Here is a 17338-nt window from a genome sequence, read left to right on the forward strand (position 1 = left end):
ACTACGGCCTCAGCTTCTGGGCGACCTCGGTGGCCCAGTACGTCAGGATCATCTGCGCGCCCGCACGCCGGATCCCGGTCAGCGTCTCGAGGATCGCCTTGTCGCGGTCGATCCAGCCCTTCTCGGCCGCCGCCTCGACCATCGCGTACTCGCCGCTGATCTGGTACGCCGCCACGGGCACGTCCACGGCCTCGGCGACCTTCGCGAGCACGTCCAGGTACGGCCCCGCGGGCTTCACCATGACCATGTCCGCGCCCTCTTCGAGGTCCAGGGCGAGCTCGCGCAGGGACTCCCTCAGATTCGCCGGGTCCTGCTGGTAGGTCTTGCGGTCCCCGGTCAGCGAGGACCCGACGGCCTCGCGGAAGGGGCCGTAGAAGGCGGAGGAGTACTTCGCCGTGTACGCGAGGATCGACACGTCCTCCTTGCCGATGGTGTCCAGCGCGTCGCGGACGACGCCGACCTGGCCGTCCATCATCCCGGAGGGCCCCACGACGTGGACGCCGGCGTCCGCCTGGACCTGCGCCATCTCGGCGTAACGTTCCAGCGTGGCGTCGTTGTCGACCCGCCCGCTCGCGTCCAGCACGCCGCAGTGCCCGTGATCCGTGTACTCGTCGAGGCAGAGATCGGACATGATCACGAGCTCGTCCCCGACCTCGGCCTTCACGTCCCTGATCGCGACCTGCAGGATCCCGTCCGGGTCCGTGCCCGCCGTACCGGCGGCGTCCTTCTTCTCGTCCTGCGGCACGCCGAAGAGCATGATCCCGGAGACTCCGGCCTCCAGCGCCTCCACGGCGGCCTTACGCAGGGTGTCGCGCGTGTGCTGCACCACGCCGGGCATCGCGGCGATCGGCACGGGCTCGCCGATCCCCTCCCGCACGAACGCGGGAAGGATCAGATCGGCCGGATTCAGCCGCGTCTCGGCCACCATCCGCCGCATGGCAGGCGTCGTCCGCAGCCGCCTCGGCCGCGCCCCGGGAAAGGATCCGTACGAGTTCATACGCCCGAGGCTACGCCCGCCGCCGGACCGGTTTTGCCGACCGGTTGTGGGCATACGTTTCATGTGGCCGCTACGCGAAGGGGTGCGGGACCCGGAACAGGCCCCGCACCCCACTCTCTAGAGCACCCGGAACTACGTCGTCCGACGCCGCCGCGCCCCCGGTCTCCGCTCGCTCGGCCGCGTCACCGGATCCCCCGCCTCCAGCGCCGCCGCCCGCCGCCGCAGCCCGAAGTCCGCCAGCGCCTCCGCGAGCTTGTGCACGGACGGCTCCGGCGAGAGCACGTCCACCCGCAGCCCGTGTTCCTCCGCCGTCTTCGCGGTCGCCGGACCGATGCACGCGATCACGGTCACGTTGTGCGGCTTCCCGGCGATCCCCACCAGGTTCCGCACCGTGCTCGACGACGTGAACAGCACGGCGTCGAAGCCACCGCCCTTGATCGCCTCACGCGTGTCCGCCGGCGGCGGCGACGCCCGCACCGTCCGGTAGGCGGTGACGTCGTCGACCTCCCAGCCGAGCTCGATCAGCCCGGCGACCAGCGTCTCCGTCGCGATGTCCGCCCGCGGCAGGAAGACACGGTCGATCGGGTCGAAGACCGGGTCGTACGGCGGCCAGTCCTCCAGGAGCCCCGCCGCCGACTGCTCGCCGCTCGGCACGAGGTCCGGCTTCACACCGAAGTCGACCAGCGCCGCCGCGGTCTGCTCGCCGACCGCCGCGACCTTGATCCCGGCGAAGGCCCGGGCGTCGAGCCCGTACTCCTCGAACTTCTCCCGCACCGCCTTCACCGCGTTGACCGACGTGAAGGCGATCCACTCGTAGCGGCCGGTCACCAGACCCTTGACCGCACGTTCCATCTGCTGCGGCGTGCGCGGCGGCTCGACGGCGATCGTCGGAACCTCGTGCGGCACGGCGCCGTAGCTGCGCAGCTGGTCGGAGAGCGACGCGGCCTGCTCCTTGGTGCGCGGCACGAGGACCCGCCACCCGAAGAGCGGCTTCGACTCGAACCACGCCAGCTGGTCCCGCTGCGCCGGAGCGCTGCGCTCGCCGACCACGGCTATGACGGGCCGGTGGCCCTCGGGCGAGGGAAGGATCTTGCCCTGCTTGAAGACCTGCGCGATCGTGCCGAGCGTCGCGGTCCAGGTCCGCTGCCTCGTCGTCGTACCGCCGATGGTCACGGTGAGCGGGGTGTCCGGCTTACGGCCAGCCGCCACCAGCTCTCCTGCCGCGGCCGCCACCGAGTCCAGCGTGGTGGACACGACGACGGTCCCGTCCGAGGCGCCGACCTCGGTCCAGCAGCGGTCGTCCGCGGTACGGGCGTCGACGAACCGCACGTCGGTGCCGTGCGCGTCGCGCAGCGGGACACCGGCGTAGGCGGGCACGCCGACGGCCGTGGCGACGCCGGGCACGACCTCGAAGGGGATGCCCTCGGCGGCGCAGGCGAGCATCTCCGCCCCCGCGTTCCCGTCGAGGCCGGGGTCGCCGGTCACCGCGCGGACGACCCGCTTGCCGACTCGCGCGGCCTCCATGACAAGATTGGTCGCATCCCTCAACACGGGGACACCGGCGGTTGTTGACGCCTCGTCAACGACCGTCAGCTCAGGCGTGCTCACGCCTGCTCGCGCATGGCAGCGGACGACCTCGAGCACTTCCGGTTCGGCGATCAGGACGTCCGCTCCGGCGAGGGCCTCGACGGCCCGCAGGGTCAGAAGTCCCGGGTCGCCTGGTCCGGCGCCGAGGAAGGTGACGTTCCCGTGGCCGGAGAAGGCCGAGGACGCGGGGCTGGTGGTGGGGCTGGTGGGGCTCAATGTGCTCGCTCCCCCATAAGACCGGCCGCACCCTTGGCGAGCATCTCGTCCGCGAGTTCGCGGCCGAGTGCCATCGCCTGGTCGTACGACACGGGTACGGGACCGGTGGTGGACAGCTGCACCAGCGTCGAGCCGTCGGTGGTACCGACGACGCCACGCAGGCGCATTTCAGTGACAATCTGCCCGCGGCCGGAATCCTCGGCCAGCAGGTCGGCCAGCGCACCCACGGGTGCGGAGCAGCCGGCCTCCAGGGCGGCGAGCAGGGATCGCTCGGCGGTCACGGCGGCCCGGGTGAGCGGGTCGTCGAGCTCGCCGAGCGCGGCGACGAGGTCGGCGTCGGCCGCCGGGCACTCGATCGCCAGGGCCCCCTGGCCGGGGGCCGGCAGGACCGAGTCGACCGACAGGAAGTCGGTCACCTCGTCGGTCCTGCCGATGCGGTTGAGACCGGCCGCGGCGAGAACCACCGCGTCCAGCTCGCCCTTGTGCACGTATCCGACGCGGGTGTCGATGTTCCCGCGGATCGGCACGGTCTCGATGGTCAGGCCGTGGCCGCGCGCGTACGCGTTCAGCTGGGCCATCCTGCGCGGCGAACCGGTGCCGACGCGGGCGCCGTCCGGCAGCCGGTCGAGGGTCAGTCCGTCCCGGGCGACGAGCACGTCGCGCGGGTCCTCGCGCTCGGGAATCGCCGCCAGCACCAGTTCGGGGTGCTGGGTGGTCGGCAGGTCCTTCAGGGAGTGGACGGCGAAGTCCACCTCACCGGCCAGGAGCGCGTCGCGCAGGGCGGCGACGAACACCCCCGTACCGCCGATCTGCGCGAGGTGCTCACGGGAGACGTCCCCGTACGTCGTGATCTCCACGAGCTCGACGGGCCGGCCGGTCAGCCGCCGGACGGCATCGGCCACATGTCCGGACTGGGCCATGGCGAGCTTGCTGCGCCTGGTCCCGAGCCTCAGTGCCCTCTCGGTCATACTCGCCCTCGGTTCTTGACGTCGGCGTCATTCAGGTCGGCCCGGGAGACGGAGGCGACCGTCTCCGGGTCGAGGTCGAAGAGTGTCCGCAGCGCGTCGGCGTACCCGGCGCCGCCGGGCTCGCTGGCCAGCTGCTTCACCCGCACGGTCGGCGCGTGCAGGAGCTTGTCGACCACCCGGCGCACGGTCTGGGTGATCTCGGCGCGCTGCCGCTCGTCGAGCTCGGGCAGCCGCCCTTCCAGACGGGCGACCTCGCCCGCCACGACATCGGCCGCCATGGTCCTGAGCGCGACGACGGTCGGAGTGATGTGCGCGGCGCGCTGGGCGGCGCCGAAGGCGGCCACCTCGTCGGAGACGATGGCGCGCACCTGGTCGACGTCGGCGGCCATCGGGGCGTCGGCCGAGGCCTCGGCCAGCGACTCGATGTCGACGAGCCGGACCCCCGGCATGCGGTGGGCGGCGGCGTCGATGTCGCGGGGCATGGCGAGGTCGAGCAGGGCGAGCGGGGCAGTGCGGCCCGTCATCGCCTTCTCGACGGCCTCGCCGGTCAGGACGAGTCCGGTGGCGCCGGTGCAGGAGACGACGACGTCGGCACGTGTCAGTTCGTCGCCGACGGCGGCCATCTCGACCGCGCGGGCGGCCACGCCCGTGCCCCCGGGCTCGGTGAGGATCTGTACGAGCCGCTCGGCGCGGGCCGTCGTACGGTTGGCGATCACGATCTCCGCGACGCCGGCGCGCGCGAGGGTGGCGGCGGCCAGCGAGGACATCGAGCCTGCGCCGATGACGAGGGCGCGCTTGCCGGCCGCCCAGGCGTCGACGTCCGCGTCCTCGGCGAGCCGCTCGAGGCCGAAGGTGACGAGCGACTGCCCGGCCCGGTCGATCCCGGTCTCGCTGTGCGCGCGCTTGCCGACCCGCAGTGCCTGCTGGAACAGGTCGTTGAGGAGCCGGCCCGCGGTGTGAAGTTCCTGGCCGAGCGCGAGGGCGTCCTTGATCTGGCCGAGGACCTGGCCCTCGCCGACGACCATGGAGTCGAGCCCGCAGGCCACCGAGAAGAGGTGGTGGACGGCCCGGTCCTCGTAGTGCACGTAGAGATAAGGGGTCAGCTCTTCGAGTCCGACGCCGCTGTGCTGGGCGAGCAGGGTGGACAGCTCGGCGACACCGGCGTGGAACTTGTCCACGTCGGCGTAGAGCTCGATGCGGTTGCAGGTGGCCAGGACGGCACCCTCGGCGGCCGGTTCGGCGGCGAGGGTGTCCTGCAGCAGCTTGGCCCGGGTGTCCGGGGCGAGCGAGGCCCGCTCCAGGACGCTGACCGGGGCGCTGCGGTGGCTGAGTCCGACGACGAGGAGGCTCATGCCGGCATCACGGCGGGGACGTCCCCGTCGGGTCCCTTGCGGTCGGTGCCCTTGCGGCCGGGTGTGGCCGCCGCGCCGACACCGGTGGCGGACGTCGCGACGACTCCCGCTCCGGCCGCGGCCTCGGCCTCCGCCTCGGCTTCCTCGCCGGCCTTGCGCTGCTCGTGGAAGGCGAGGATCTGCAGCTCGATGGAGAGGTCGACCTTGCGCACGTCCACGCCGTCGGGCACGGAGAGCACGGTCGGGGCGAAGTTCAGGATGGAGGTGACACCGGCGGCCACGAGGCGGTCGCAGACCTGCTGGGCGACGCCGGCCGGGGTCGCGATGACACCGATGGAGACGCCGTCCTCGCTGATGATCTTCTCGAGGTCGTCGCTGTGCTGGACGGGGATCCCGGCGACCGGCTTGCCGGTCATGGCGGGGTCGGCGTCGATCAGCGCGGCGACGCGGAAGCCTCGGGAGGCGAAGCCGCCGTAGCCGGCGAGCGCGGCGCCGAGGTTACCGATACCGACGATCACGACGGGCCAGTCCTGGGTCAGGCCGAGCTCGCGGGAGATCTGGTAGACGAGGTACTCGACGTCGTAGCCGACGCCGCGCGTGCCGTACGAGCCGAGGTAGCTGAAGTCCTTGCGCAGCTTCGCGGAGTTGACCCCCGCGGCGGCTGCGAGCTCCTCGGAGGAGACCGTGGGTACGGAGCGCTCCGACAGTGCGGTGAGCGCACGCAGATACAGCGGAAGGCGGGCGACGGTGGCCTCGGGAATTCCTCGGCTGCGGGTCGCCGGTCGGTGAGTTCGGCCAGTTGCCACGGTGCTCCTGCGGGATGAGCGGGGCTGAAGGCGGCCATATGTCCCAGGACCGCCCCGTCGAATGCAGGCTATGTCTTTGTGAACGCGTGCACAAAGATGGTGTCCGTTTTGTCCGGCCAAAGTGACCGGGGTCACGCGCCCCGATCGCGTCATGACGGAACCGTGGAGCGCGTCAGCCCGTTGAGAACCCGAAGGGGGCAAAACCGCACACTCTCCTCACGGCGCCGCCCCCGGAAGCCAACAAAACGTCCACGATGGTAACCGTCTTCCGGTCAACCACCCAGTTCACGGCGGAGCCGCCCGGCGTCCACGCGCCAGAAGGTGTGCTGTTCACCGTCGATCAGGACCACGGGGATCTGCTCCCAGTACTCCCGGTGGAGCGCCTCGTCCTGGGTGATGTCCTTCTCCTCCCAGCTCGCCCCGGTCTCGGCGCAGACCGCCTCGATCACGGCCCGCGCGTCGTCGCAGAGATGACAGCCCGGCTTCCCGATCAGCGTCACCGTCCGCGAGGCCGCCGCGGGAGCGGCCACCGGAGCGGCGGGGGTGACCTTCTTCTTCATACGTCCCAACATGCCGTCCATTCTGCGCCGCGCTCGGAGCGCCGGTGTACCCCTTATATCCAGCTTGCTCCCCCACCGCCCGTTTAACGGGAGGGCCGCGGAGTGTTCACCCGCCCGCATCCCTCGGCGTCGGGAAGTACCGAACAGAATGGCTATGCTCACCGCATGGCCGCACTGGGATGGCTCACCCCCCGTAGGCGCTCCGCCACCGCGCGCAGCGTCCTGGCAGGCGAGGCCGCCGCCGAGGCGGCCCGGAAGACCTCGCAGCAGCTCGAACAGGAGCGGGAGGCGGCCGCGGCCGCCGAGACGCCCGGCCCCGCCGAGCCGGAGTTCCCGGTCGTGGGCGACGTCCACGCGGCGGCCTTCTTCGACCTCGACAACACCGTGATGCAGGGCGCCGCGATCTTCCACTTCGGCCGTGGCCTGTACAAGCGGAAGTTCTTCCAGCGGCGTGAACTCGCCAGGTTCGCCTGGCAGCAGGCCTGGTTCCGGCTGGCCGGCGTCGAGGACCCCGAACACATGCAGGACGCCCGCGAGAGCGCCCTGTCCATCGTCAAGGGCCACCGCGTCTCCGAGCTGATGTCGATCGGCGAGGAGATCTACGACGAGTACATGGCCGACCGGATCTGGCCCGGCACCCGCGCCCTGGCCCAGGCCCACCTCGACGCCGGCCAGAAGGTCTGGCTCGTCACGGCCGCGCCCGTCGAGACCGCGACCATCATCGCCCGCCGCCTCGGCCTGACCGGCGCGCTCGGCACGGTCGCGGAGTCCGTCGACGGCGTCTATACGGGAAAGCTGGTCGGCGAGCCGCTGCACGGACCGGCCAAGGCCGAGGCGGTACGGGCCCTGGCCGCCGCCGAGGGCCTGGACCTGAACCGCTGCGCGGCCTACAGCGACTCCCACAACGACATCCCCATGCTCTCGCTGGTGGGGCACCCGTACGCCATCAACCCCGACAGCAAGCTGCGCAAGTACGCCAAGGCGCGTGAGTGGCGGCTGCGCGACTACCGGACGGGCCGCAAGGCGGCCAAGGTCGGCATCCCCGCCGCCGCGGGCGTCGGCGCCCTGGCCGGCGGCACGGCCGCCGCGGTCGCCCTCCACCGCCGCCGCCGCTGATCCGTTTCATCCGCGATCACCTGCGACAAGCAGGGACCGCCGCCCCTCACCCGTACGTGCTCGAACAACGCCGCACAGGTCGACTCAGGGGCATTCGCCGCTCCCTACCCAGCAACGGCCCAGATCATTCCGCCGCCCTGCACTCGACCACAACAGAGCGTGCGCGTAGTCACACTCGGAAGTAATCCGATCAACAACCGGTCACGAAGTGCGACTTGATCCGTCCGCAAGCAGTAACAGATACGACGGAATCGATGATTTGAACAACTGGGTGTAGCGCTGCCTGTACGAAGCGTTATTCTCCTCAGACGCACAAGGGACCCCACACGTCGCCACGACGAGTGAACGGTCCCGCACTGCACGTGATGGAAGCTCTGCCTCTGGGAGTCCCGTGTACCCACACGTCGGGGTTGACGCCTCGGGCCTGGCTACGCTGCGCGCAACGGTCCTCGACCACTTGCGCGGCTTCGTCCCCACCGCGTACGCCGTCCCTGTCCCCGCCTTTGCCTTCGCCGCACCGGCACCCGCCGGTCCCTGCTATGCCCTTGCCGAGAGCGGTGCCGCTGTCGGAAGACGGGGCAGCCGCGGCGGCACCGGAACCTCGACCGCCGCCCGCCGCCCCACCGCCGACAGCGACAGCGCGCGCATGATGGATCTCGTCGAGCGCGCCCAGGCCGGTGAGGCCGAGGCCTTCGGCCGCCTGTACGACCAGTACAGCGACACCGTCTACCGCTACATCTACTACCGCGTCGGCGGAAAGGCGACGGCCGAGGACCTGACCAGCGAGACGTTCCTGCGCGCCCTGCGGCGGATCTCCACCTTCACCTGGCAGGGCCGCGACTTCGGCGCCTGGCTGGTCACCATCGCCCGCAACCTGGTCGCCGACCACTTCAAGTCCAGCCGCTTCCGGCTGGAGGTCACCACCGGCGAGATGCTGGACGCCAACGAGGTCGAGCGCAGCCCGGAGGACTCCGTCCTGGAGTCCCTCTCCAACGCGGCCCTCCTCGACGCCGTCCGACGGCTCAACCCTCAGCAGCAGGAGTGCGTGACCCTGCGCTTCCTGCAGGGTCTCTCGGTCGCCGAGACGGCCCGGGTCATGGGCAAGAACGAGGGTGCGATCAAGACCCTCCAGTACCGGGCCGTGCGCACCCTCGCCCGCCTCCTCCCGGACGACGCCCGCTGACCGCTTCGCGCCCCCCACACGCGCCCCCACCACCCACCGCGTCGCGCCCCACCGCCGCACCACCCCCCACGTCCCCCGACCCCCCGCCCAACTCACAGTCGGTGACGCCCCGATGACGCACTGGTCCGATCATCTTTCGCGCGTAACCCAAGTGCCGCGCCGCTCGTTGTGCGGAATGCAGGCTCCCTGTGGTCACGCCATGCCCACAGCCACTCACTCGTTCGTGTGGATGTGTTCAAGGTGTGCAACCTTCCGGACACCCCAGGGAGTCGACCGTCATGACGAGAGGAGGTGCCGCCAGTGATCGCGAACGTATCGGCGCACCGGCGGGCGAACGCCTTCGCCCAGGCCCTGGAGGATCGGGCGTCCGAGGGCGCGGCAGCTGAGCCGCCCGAGGTGTCGGCCGAACCGGCCGAACAAGGGCGGCTGTTGGCCCTGGCGAACGGTCTCGGCGAGCTGCCGAGGCCGAAAATGGACCCCGAGGTCAAGGTGGTGCAACGGGCCCAGCTCGTCGCCGCCATGGAAGCGATGCTCGCGGAGGGGAGCGCGGCCGCCGGCCCTGCGGTGCCGGAACAGCGGACATCCAGCGGGCGGGGGACCCACCGGGCCTCCCCGCTCAGGAAGCTGCGCCCCCGCTCCCGCTGGTCGAAGGGCATCGCCGCGGGCGGCCTCACGGTCGGCGTGGCCGCCGGGGCGTTCGGCGGTGTGGCCGCCGCCAGTTCCGACGCCCTGCCCGGTGACTCGCTCTACGGGCTGAAGCGCGGCATGGAAGACATCAAGCTCGGGATGGCGGACGACGACGCCGACCGGGGCGGGATCTATCTGGACCAGGCATCGACCCGGCTCAGCGAGGCCCGCCGGCTCATGGAGCGAGGCCGCGCGGGCGACCTCGACCACGAGTCGCTCGGCGAGATCCGCCGTGTCCTCAGCGGCATGAGACACGACGCCTCCGAGGGCCACCGGCTGCTCCGCCAGGCGTACGTGAGAGACGGTGCCATCGCCCCGATGGCGCGGCTGAACTCCTTCGCCCAGGCCCACCGCGACACCTGGAAGGGCCTGCGCGACCGCCTGCCCGTCCAGCTCACGGACGTGGGCAACGAAGTGAACGACGTCTTCGTCGCCATAGACGAAGAGGTCGAACCGCTCCAGGGGATGCTCCCGCGCACCCCGGAGAAGGGCGCGGTCGGTACCGGCTCCCCCGGATCCTCCCAGGCCGCACCGAGCACGGGCACCCAGCACCCGCCGTCCTCCCCCGCGGCTCCTTCCGCGGGCAGCTCAGGCTCCACCCGACCCGCGCCCTCGGGCTCCGGTTCGGGCACGGGCTCCCCGGAGGATGACGGCCTGCTCGGCGGGAACACCGGCGGACTGCTCGACACCCCGCCGACGGGCACCGCCCCGACGCCCTCCGGCAGCCAGTCGGCCCCGCCGATGCCGGACGTCACCCTGCCCCCGCTGCTGCCCGGCCTGCTCCCGGGCCTCGGCATCGACAGCGAGGACGCGCGCTGAGACGACGGTGGGGTGCCCTCTCCGAGGAGAGGGCACCCCACCGTCGTACCGCCACCAGACCAACCGTCAGAAAAACACGGACCGCCGCTGCACCAACAGCTTGTACAGAGTGTGCTGGATCTGTTCCCGCACCTGGTCGGTCAGGTTGAACATCAGCATCGGGTCCTCCGCCGCCTCCGGCGCATAGCCGTCCGTCGCGATCGGCTCGCCGAACTGGATCGTCCACTTCGTCGGCAGCGGCACCGCACCCAGCGGCCCCAGCCAGGGGAACGTCGGCGTCAGCGGGAAGTACGGAATGCCCAGCACCCGCGCGAGCGTCTTCGCGTTGCCGAGCATCGGATAGATCTCCTCCGCGCCCACGATCGAGCACGGCACGATCGGCACCCCGGCCCGCAGCGCCGTCGAGACGAAGCCGCCCCGGCCGAAGCGCTGGAGCTTGTAGCGCTCGCTGAACGGCTTCCCGATGCCCTTGAACCCCTCCGGCATCACGCCCACGATCTCGCCCGCCTTCAGCAGCCGCTCGGCGTCCTCCGCGCAGGCCAGCGTGTGCCCGGCCTTGCGGGCCAGTTCGTTCACCACCGGCAGCATGAAGACCAGGTCGGCGGCGAGCAGCCGCAGATGACGGTCGGCCGGATGCTTGTCGTGGACGGCGACCTGCATCATCACCCCGTCCAGCGGCAGTGTCCCGGAGTGGTTGGCGACCACCAGGGCCCCGCCCTCGGCGGGGATGTTCTCGATCCCCTTCACCTCCACCCGGAAGTACTTCTCGTACAGCGGCCGCACCAGCGACATCAGGACCTGCTCGGTGAGCTCCTCGTCGTAACCGAACTCGTCGACCTCGTACTCGCCCGTCACCCGCCGCCGCAGGAACGCCAGTCCGCCCGCGAGCCGCCGCTCCCACCCGCCACCGACCGCTCCTCGCTCCGCGTCCCCGGGCTCCCCTTCGGCGGCCTGCGGCCCCACCACGGGCTCCGCGGCGGGCTCCTGGCCCATGGAGGCCTCCTCGGGCCCCTGCTGCCCCGGCAGGGCGCGTACGGCGGCGTCCTGGCCCGTCCTGGCCGGGGGCCGCCGGCGAGCCCGTGAACGGTCGTCGTCGAACGGAATGACCTTGGCGTCCGCCATCGTTACGTGGGCTCCTTCTGGTCCAGCCGGGCCGCGACCCGGTCCACGGCCCCCGCGAGCGTCGCCGGCGGAAGCAGTCCCGGGCCCCTGCCGCGGGCGAAGTCCGCGAAGGTCTCGGCCGTGCTGAACCGCGGCGCGAACCCCAGCGTCTCGCGCATCTGGACGGTGGAGACGACCCGGCCATGGGTGAGGAGCCGGATCTGTTCGGGTGAGAAATCGGTGACGCCGACCGTCCGCAGCGCCGACCCCACCCAGGTGACCGCGGGCAGCGGCACCGGCACCGTCGGCCGGCCGAGCCGCCGCGCGCACTGCGACAGCAGCAGCACGCCGTCACCGGCCACATTGAACGTGCCGCTGTTCAGCGTCGCCCGCCGCGGCTCGCGCGAGGCCAGGTGGAGCACGTCGATCACGTCGTCCTCGTGGACGAACTGCAGCCTCGGGTCGTACCCGAAGACCGTCGGCATGACCGGCAGCGACAGATACTCGGCGAGCGGGGAGTCCACCCGCGGACCGAGGATGTTCGCGAACCGCAGCACGCACACGGCCACGTCCGGGCGCCGGCGCGCGAAGCCCCGTACGTACCCCTCGACCTCGACGGCGTCCTTGGCGAACCCACCGCTCGGCAGCGACTTCGGCGGCGTCGTCTCGGTGAAGACCGCCGGGTCGCGCGGCGCGGAGCCGTAGACGCTCGTACTGGACTTGATGACGAGCCGCTGGATCCGCGGCGACTTCTGGCAGGCCCCCAGGAGCTGCATGGTGCCGATGACGTTGGTCTCCTTGACCGACGTACGGCCGCCGGCGCCGAGCGCCGTACCGGTGACGTCCATATGGACGACCGTGTCCACGTCGTGCTCGGCGAGCACCTTGGCGATGGCCGGCTGGCGGATGTCCGCCCGGACGAAATCGGCTCCGCCGAGGTCGTGCGTCGGCGCCACGGCGTCCACGGCGACCACCCGGTCGACGTCCGGGTCCCGCTGGACCCGCCGTACGAAACGGCCTCCGAGATGCCGGGCCGCACCGGTGACGAGCACGACCTTGCCCAAGATCCGCGCCTTCCGTCGGGTTTCCGTCGGTCTGCTCCCCGCATTCCCGCCGGGGTACGTGCGCCACCGTAGCGCCTCGATGTCGCGCCGCGACGACTGCCGTCGGCAAGAAGACCAAAAAAGGCGTGGCCCCCCACCGAACCGGTGGGGGGCCACGCCCGACGCACAAACAGCCGTCGTTACAGCCGTCGCCTACTTCTTGTTGCGACGCTGAACGCGGGTGCGCTTGAGCAGCTTGCGGTGCTTCTTCTTGGCCATCCGCTTGCGCCGCTTCTTGATAACAGAGCCCACGACTACCCTCGCTCACTTCTCTTCACTGGTGCGGGGCGTCTGGGCCCACACGACCTACGAGGGCTAAGCCTACCGCCCGGAGCACCGCGCTTGTAATCCGAGGGGTGTGTGCGCTCCCGCCGCGCGCCCGCTACGCGGTCTCCACCCCCACGAAGGACTCCCTGAGGTACTCGTGAACCGCCTGTTCCGGGACCCGGAAGGACCTGCCCACCCGGATCGCCGGCAGATGACCGCTGTGCACCAATCGGTACACGGTCATCTTCGACACGCGCATCACCGAGGCGACTTCCGCCACGGTCAGAAACTTGACCTCGTTGAGAGGTCGATCGCCAGCAGCCATGACCCACCTGTACCTTCCGCACACGACGCCCACCGGCTTCCCCTCCGGTGACCCTGCGTCGCTGTGCGCTCACGCTCCAGACTAGGGGCGGGTGGTACGAGTGGGGAAGAGGAGCAACCATCGGCCGTTTACCGTGACAGACTCGCTCGATTGAGTACATAGCGAGTAAGTGGGCGGTAGTAATCCGACCGGACGGCGTCATCAAGCGGAACGGCGACCGACACCTGCCCCTCCGCCTCCCCGACGAACAGCGCGGGGTCGTCCGTATCGGCCAGGCCGATGGCCTCGATACCCAGCTGACCTGCCCCGCAGACCCAGCCGTGGTCCCCGACGACGAGCTCCGGCAGCGGCCAGCCACCCTCCACGGCGCCTTCCAGAACGGTCCTAACCGGCAGCGGCGAGTGGCTGTGCGCCCCCGTCTCACGCCCGGTTCCCGGCAGACCCCGTTCTCGCACCAACGCCACACCGCGTACGTAGTCGAGGATGTGCGTGCGTAGACCGAACCGGGTCGTTATGTCGACACATCGCCCCTGCGCGGGGGTGAGGACAAGACATCCCACCGCCGACAAAGCGTCTGCGAGCGCGGCGTAGAACCCCAGCAGTCGATGCGGATGACCCGTCCCGAACAGCACCGGAGCCCGCCGCCGCGCCGCCTCGCCCAACCGCGCGGCGAACGCCTCGAGACCGCTCAACGTCCGCTCCGGGTCGATGGCATCGGGCCCCGAACGGTACGACGGGTCCCCGGACACCCCGCACCTCTCGGCCATCAGGCTCAGTAAGTCGCCCTCGCCCCACAGCCCTTGTGGATCGAGACCCAGCATCACCCTCGGATCCCGCGCGGCGAAGAGCCGGTAACTGCGCAGACTCTCCTCCCGCGAGGTCGCCACCGTCCCCGCCAACCCCGCCGCCAACAAATGCGCCCGCAACGCCCTCGTACTCAGCACCCTCCCGATGCTGCCCGAGCGCCCCCGACTCCGCGTCAGAAACCCGGCCAGTCACCACCCTTGGCGTAACCAGAAGCGGAATCCGAGCCGGGGCGGAGCGGCCGTCACGCGGCCGTCACGCCAGCAGACCCCGCAGCGGGAACACCGCCCGCCGCGTCGCCAGCACCGCCTGGTCCAGCCGGTCCGCCGGGTCGTAACCCTCCTCCCAGCCGCGCCAACCGACCGGCCACCGCCCGTCCGTCATCCGCGCCGGCCCCAACTGCCGGGTACGCGCGTACACCTCGTCCCGCCACGACGACGGAATCACCGACTCGGGATCGATCTCCGCGTGCGCCGCGATCCCCACCAGATGCGTCCAGGACCGCGGCACGACATCGACCACCGCATAGCCCCCACCGCCCAGCGCGACCCACTTCCCGCCGTCCACGTGCGCGTGCGCGAGCTCGTGGCACGCCCGCTGCACCGCCCGCTGCGCGTCCAGCGACACCGCCAGGTGCGCCAGCGGATCCTCGAAGTGCGTGTCCGCCCCGTGCTGCGTCACCAGCACCTGCGGCCGGAAGTCCGCGATCAGCTCCGGCACCACCGCGTGGAACGCCCGCAGCCACCCCGCGTCCCCCGTCCCGGCCGGCAGCGCCACGTTCACCGCGGACCCCTCGCCGGCCCCCGGGGCACCGGTCTCCTCCGGCCATCCCGTCTGCGGGAACAGCGTCCGAGGGTGCTCGTGCAGCGAGATCGTCAGAACCCGCGGATCCTCCCAGAACGCCGCCTGCACCCCGTCTCCGTGATGCACGTCCACATCCACGTACGCGACCCGCTCCGCACCCAGCTCCAGCAGACGGGCGATCGCCAGCGACGCGTCGTTGTAGATGCAGAATCCGGACGCGCTCCCCGGCATCGCGTGGTGCAGCCCGCCGGCGAAGTTCACGGCGTGCGCGGCCTCCCCGCGCCACACCGCCTCCGCGGCCCCCACCGACTGCCCGGCGATCAGCGCGGACACCTCGTGCATCCCGGCGAACGCCGGATCGTCCACGGTCCCCAGACCGTACGCCTGATCGGCCGCCCTGGGCTCCGCGGAGGCCGCCCGGACCGCCGCCACATAGTCCTCGCGGTGCACGAGCCGGAGCGTGGAATCCCCGGCCGGCTTCCCCGCCCTCATCTCCACGGCACGGTCGAGCCCGTACGCCCGCACCAACCCCATGGTCAGCGCGAGCCGCACCGGATCCATCGGATGCTCCGACCCGAAGTCGTACCCCGTGACAGCTTCATCCCACATCAACAGTGCGCGGCCGCTCATGCCCGCCACCGTATCGGGCTCGTTGAGAACCGAACGACGTGGCGTACGCCACCGTCACCAGGACCAACACCATCGGCACGAGCATCGCCCCCCGATAGCTCCACGCGTCCCCGAGCGCCCCGACCAGAGGAGACCCGATCAGGAACCCCACGTAGTTGAAGACGTTGAGCCGGGCGACGGCCGCGTCGCTCGCGCCCGGACCGTGACGCTCGAAAGCCTGCCTCCCGGCCGCGGCGAAGGTCTGCGGCACGATCACGCTCAGCCCCAGACCGAGCACCGTGAACCCCGCCATCCCCACCCAGGCCCCGGGCGCCAGCGCCACCACCGCGAACCCGAGCGCCGCCAGCACGGCCCCGCCCCGCACCACCATGGCGGCACCCAGCCGCCGCACACCGAAGTCACCGACGGCCCGCCCGAGCAGCGTGGTGACCATGTACGCGTTGTACGGCACGGTCGCCAGCTCCTCCGAGCCGCCGAGCACGTCCTGCAGATACTTCGCGGACCAGTTCGACACCGTCGAGTCCCCGATGTACGCGAAGGTCATGACGAGACAGAACGGCAGCAGCACCTTGAAACCCACCCCGCCGCCACCCCTCTCGCCCTCCCCCACGAGATCCGGCTTTCCTCCCCCGTACCACCGGCTGCCGACGAGCGCGACGGGCAGCAGGACGGCCACCACCGGCAGATACGAGACGAACAGCGGCAGATCCCCATGCGCCCCCACCCAGGCGAGCGAGGCCCCCACGATCCCGCCCAGGCTGTACGCGGCGTGGAAACCCAGCATGATGCTCCGCCCGTACGCCCGTTGGAGACTCACCCCCAGCATGTTCATGGAGGCGTCCAGCGCGCCCACCGCGAGCCCGAACAGGCCCAGCGCGACGGCGGCCTGCCACATCTCGCTTCCGGCCCCGACCCCGAGCAGCGCCAGGAGGACGAGCGGCTGCGACCACCGCAGCACCGCCCCCGGCCCCACCCTGGCCACCACCTTCGCGGTGGCCACGCTCGCCACACCGGCCAGGATCGGCACGGCGGCCAGGAACACCGGCAGCAGCCCGTCGGATATCCCGTACCGGTCCTGGATCGCGGGTATTCGGGTCACCAGGAGTGCGAACGTCACCCCTTGCACGAAGAAGCTGACCGCCAGGGATCCCCGCCCACGCCGCAACCGCGCATCCGTCATGGCGGCACAGCGTAGGTCCCGGCTCTACTCATGGGTAGGTCGATCACCGCGTCAATTCAGCGGAGGAGCTCGAGCAGCTCCCCCATGTCGGCGAAGTAGCCCTTGGCCCCCGCGAGCTTCTCCTTCGGTGTCATCGCCGTGAAGCCGTACACGTCCATCCCGGCGGCGAGGGCGGCCTGGACGCCGAGCCGGCTGTCCTCGACCACCACGCACCGCTCGGGGGCGACTCCCATCCGGGCGGCGGCGTGCAGAAAGAGATCCGGCGCCGGCTTCCCCCGGCCCACGTCCTCGGCGCTGAAGATGTTCTCGTCCCGGAACCAGGCGTCGAGCCCGGTCGTACGGTGCCCGACCCGAATCCGCTCGTGGCTCCCGGAGGACGCGACGCAGTAGGGAACCTCGTCCTCGACGAGCCGCTTCAGTACGTCGGCGATCCCGGCGACGGCCTCCAACTCCCGCTCGAACGCGGCGAAGACGCGCGCGTGCAGCGTCTCGTCGAAGTCCAGCGGCAGCAGCTGCCCGGTCCGCTCCCCGATCAGATCGTGTACGCGGTGGAGTGCGGCGCCCATGTAGTCGCGCAGGGAGTCTTCGTAGGAGGTGGGGTGGCCGAGCTCCGTCAGATAGGCGGCGAGGATCGTGTTGGAGATCGGCTCGCTGTCGACGAGCACGCCGTCGTTGTCGAAGACGACCAGTTCATAGCGCATACACATCACCCTAAACGCAGAAAAGCCCCGCACCATGAGGTGCGGGGCTTTCCCACAATGATTGTTCGGCGGCGTCCTACTCTCCCACAGGGTCCCCCCTGCAGTACCATCGGCGCTGAAAGGCTTAGCTTC

The 17338-nt window shown here is 71.0% G+C and carries 17 protein-coding genes; 3 read left to right on the plus strand and 14 right to left on the minus strand.

The window, feature by feature from the left end; all coding sequences use genetic code 11:
- Position 1: 1 nt before the first annotated feature.
- The 6 genes from hemB to ACF06X_RS24350 all read right to left on the minus strand — a co-directional run bounded on the left by hemB (position 2) and on the right by ACF06X_RS24350 (position 6507).
- Positions 2-997, minus strand: a complete 996-nt coding sequence (gene hemB, locus ACF06X_RS24325; RefSeq protein ID WP_392289395.1) for a porphobilinogen synthase — start codon at positions 995-997, stop codon at positions 2-4.
- A 132-nt stretch (positions 998-1129) separates the two neighbouring features.
- Positions 1130-2800 carry a uroporphyrinogen-III synthase gene (locus ACF06X_RS24330; RefSeq protein WP_392289396.1) on the minus strand — a complete coding sequence of 557 codons (1671 nt, stop codon included), beginning with the start codon at positions 2798-2800 and terminating at the stop codon, positions 1130-1132.
- Positions 2797-3768, minus strand: coding sequence for a hydroxymethylbilane synthase (gene hemC / locus ACF06X_RS24335; RefSeq protein WP_392289397.1), 972 nt, complete (start codon positions 3766-3768; stop codon positions 2797-2799). The genes ACF06X_RS24330 and hemC overlap by 4 nt, the downstream gene beginning before the upstream one ends.
- Positions 3765-5120, minus strand: a complete 1356-nt coding sequence (locus ACF06X_RS24340) for a glutamyl-tRNA reductase (protein WP_392289398.1) — start codon at positions 5118-5120, stop codon at positions 3765-3767. Before ACF06X_RS24340 ends, hemC begins: the two co-directional genes overlap by 4 nt.
- Complete coding sequence (locus ACF06X_RS24345; protein WP_392289399.1) at positions 5117-5926, minus strand: redox-sensing transcriptional repressor Rex; 810 nt, start codon at positions 5924-5926, stop codon at positions 5117-5119. Before ACF06X_RS24345 ends, ACF06X_RS24340 begins: the two co-directional genes overlap by 4 nt.
- 272 nt (positions 5927-6198) lie before the next feature.
- Positions 6199-6507 carry a glutaredoxin family protein gene (locus ACF06X_RS24350; protein WP_392289400.1) on the minus strand — a complete coding sequence of 103 codons (309 nt, stop codon included), beginning with the start codon at positions 6505-6507 and terminating at the stop codon, positions 6199-6201.
- A gap of 144 nt (positions 6508-6651) precedes the next feature.
- Between ACF06X_RS24350 and ACF06X_RS24355 the strand changes: the two genes are divergently transcribed.
- The 3 genes from ACF06X_RS24355 to ACF06X_RS24365 all read left to right on the plus strand — a co-directional run bounded on the left by ACF06X_RS24355 (position 6652) and on the right by ACF06X_RS24365 (position 10291).
- Positions 6652-7602: an HAD family hydrolase gene (locus ACF06X_RS24355; RefSeq protein ID WP_392289401.1), complete on the plus strand. Its 951-nt coding sequence runs from the start codon at positions 6652-6654 to the stop codon at positions 7600-7602.
- A 391-nt stretch (positions 7603-7993) separates the two neighbouring features.
- Positions 7994-8785 carry an ECF subfamily RNA polymerase sigma factor, BldN family gene (locus tag ACF06X_RS24360; RefSeq protein WP_215069951.1) on the plus strand — a complete coding sequence of 264 codons (792 nt, stop codon included), beginning with the start codon at positions 7994-7996 and terminating at the stop codon, positions 8783-8785.
- A gap of 300 nt (positions 8786-9085) precedes the next feature.
- On the plus strand, positions 9086-10291 hold the full coding sequence (locus ACF06X_RS24365) for a DUF5667 domain-containing protein (RefSeq protein ID WP_392289402.1): 1206 nt from the start codon (positions 9086-9088) through the stop codon (positions 10289-10291).
- Between the two features lie 66 nt (positions 10292-10357).
- On the opposite strand, the gene ACF06X_RS24370 is transcribed toward ACF06X_RS24365, so the two are convergent.
- The 8 genes from ACF06X_RS24370 to ACF06X_RS24405 form a co-directional block, all read right to left on the minus strand.
- Positions 10358-11413, minus strand: coding sequence for a lysophospholipid acyltransferase family protein (locus ACF06X_RS24370; protein ID WP_392289403.1), 1056 nt, complete (start codon positions 11411-11413; stop codon positions 10358-10360).
- Positions 11414-11415: 2 nt separating this feature from the next.
- Positions 11416-12456 carry an NAD-dependent epimerase/dehydratase family protein gene (locus tag ACF06X_RS24375; protein ID WP_392289404.1) on the minus strand — a complete coding sequence of 347 codons (1041 nt, stop codon included), beginning with the start codon at positions 12454-12456 and terminating at the stop codon, positions 11416-11418.
- A gap of 192 nt (positions 12457-12648) precedes the next feature.
- Positions 12649-12747 (minus strand): 30S ribosomal protein bS22, encoded by a 99-nt coding sequence (locus ACF06X_RS24380; protein WP_003948845.1) that lies wholly within the window; start codon positions 12745-12747, stop codon positions 12649-12651.
- A gap of 130 nt (positions 12748-12877) precedes the next feature.
- A complete protein-coding gene (locus tag ACF06X_RS24385) occupies positions 12878-13087 on the minus strand; it encodes a helix-turn-helix domain-containing protein (protein WP_158988220.1) in 210 nt (69 codons plus the stop codon).
- Positions 13088-13215: 128 nt separating this feature from the next.
- A complete protein-coding gene (locus ACF06X_RS24390) occupies positions 13216-14031 on the minus strand; it encodes a phosphatase (RefSeq protein ID WP_392289405.1) in 816 nt (271 codons plus the stop codon).
- Between the two features lie 115 nt (positions 14032-14146).
- Entirely contained in the window at positions 14147-15325 is a 1179-nt protein-coding gene (locus ACF06X_RS24395; protein ID WP_392289406.1) for an acetoin utilization protein AcuC, read from the minus strand.
- Positions 15294-16505 (minus strand): MFS transporter, encoded by a 1212-nt coding sequence (locus ACF06X_RS24400; protein WP_392289407.1) that lies wholly within the window; start codon positions 16503-16505, stop codon positions 15294-15296. Before ACF06X_RS24400 ends, ACF06X_RS24395 begins: the two co-directional genes overlap by 32 nt.
- A gap of 56 nt (positions 16506-16561) precedes the next feature.
- On the minus strand, positions 16562-17206 hold the full coding sequence (locus ACF06X_RS24405; RefSeq protein ID WP_392289408.1) for an HAD family hydrolase: 645 nt from the start codon (positions 17204-17206) through the stop codon (positions 16562-16564).
- Positions 17207-17338 lie beyond the last annotated feature (132 nt).

Source organism: Streptomyces sp. NPDC015346 (assembly GCF_043078785.1).
Taxonomy (GTDB): domain Bacteria; phylum Actinomycetota; class Actinomycetes; order Streptomycetales; family Streptomycetaceae; genus Streptomyces.

What these genes read in the sequence shown, in the direction of transcription:
- hemB (WP_392289395.1), bottom strand. Translation starts at nt 997, where the DNA reads ATGAACTCGTACGGATCCTTTCCCGGGGCGCGGCCGAGGCGGCTGCGG.
- hemC (WP_392289397.1), bottom strand. Translation starts at nt 3,768, where the DNA reads ATGACCGAGAGGGCACTGAGGCTCGGGACCAGGCGCAGCAAGCTCGCC.
- ACF06X_RS24340 (WP_392289398.1), bottom strand. Translation starts at nt 5,120, where the DNA reads ATGAGCCTCCTCGTCGTCGGACTCAGCCACCGCAGCGCCCCGGTCAGC.
- ACF06X_RS24350 (WP_392289400.1), bottom strand. Translation starts at nt 6,507, where the DNA reads ATGGACGGCATGTTGGGACGTATGAAGAAGAAGGTCACCCCCGCCGCT.
- ACF06X_RS24355 (WP_392289401.1), top strand. Translation starts at nt 6,652, where the DNA reads ATGGCCGCACTGGGATGGCTCACCCCCCGTAGGCGCTCCGCCACCGCG.
- ACF06X_RS24370 (WP_392289403.1), bottom strand. Translation starts at nt 11,413, where the DNA reads ATGGCGGACGCCAAGGTCATTCCGTTCGACGACGACCGTTCACGGGCT.
- ACF06X_RS24385 (WP_158988220.1), bottom strand. Translation starts at nt 13,087, where the DNA reads ATGGCTGCTGGCGATCGACCTCTCAACGAGGTCAAGTTTCTGACCGTG.
- ACF06X_RS24395 (WP_392289406.1), bottom strand. Translation starts at nt 15,325, where the DNA reads ATGAGCGGCCGCGCACTGTTGATGTGGGATGAAGCTGTCACGGGGTAC.
- ACF06X_RS24400 (WP_392289407.1), bottom strand. Translation starts at nt 16,505, where the DNA reads ATGACGGATGCGCGGTTGCGGCGTGGGCGGGGATCCCTGGCGGTCAGC.
- ACF06X_RS24405 (WP_392289408.1), bottom strand. Translation starts at nt 17,206, where the DNA reads ATGCGCTATGAACTGGTCGTCTTCGACAACGACGGCGTGCTCGTCGAC.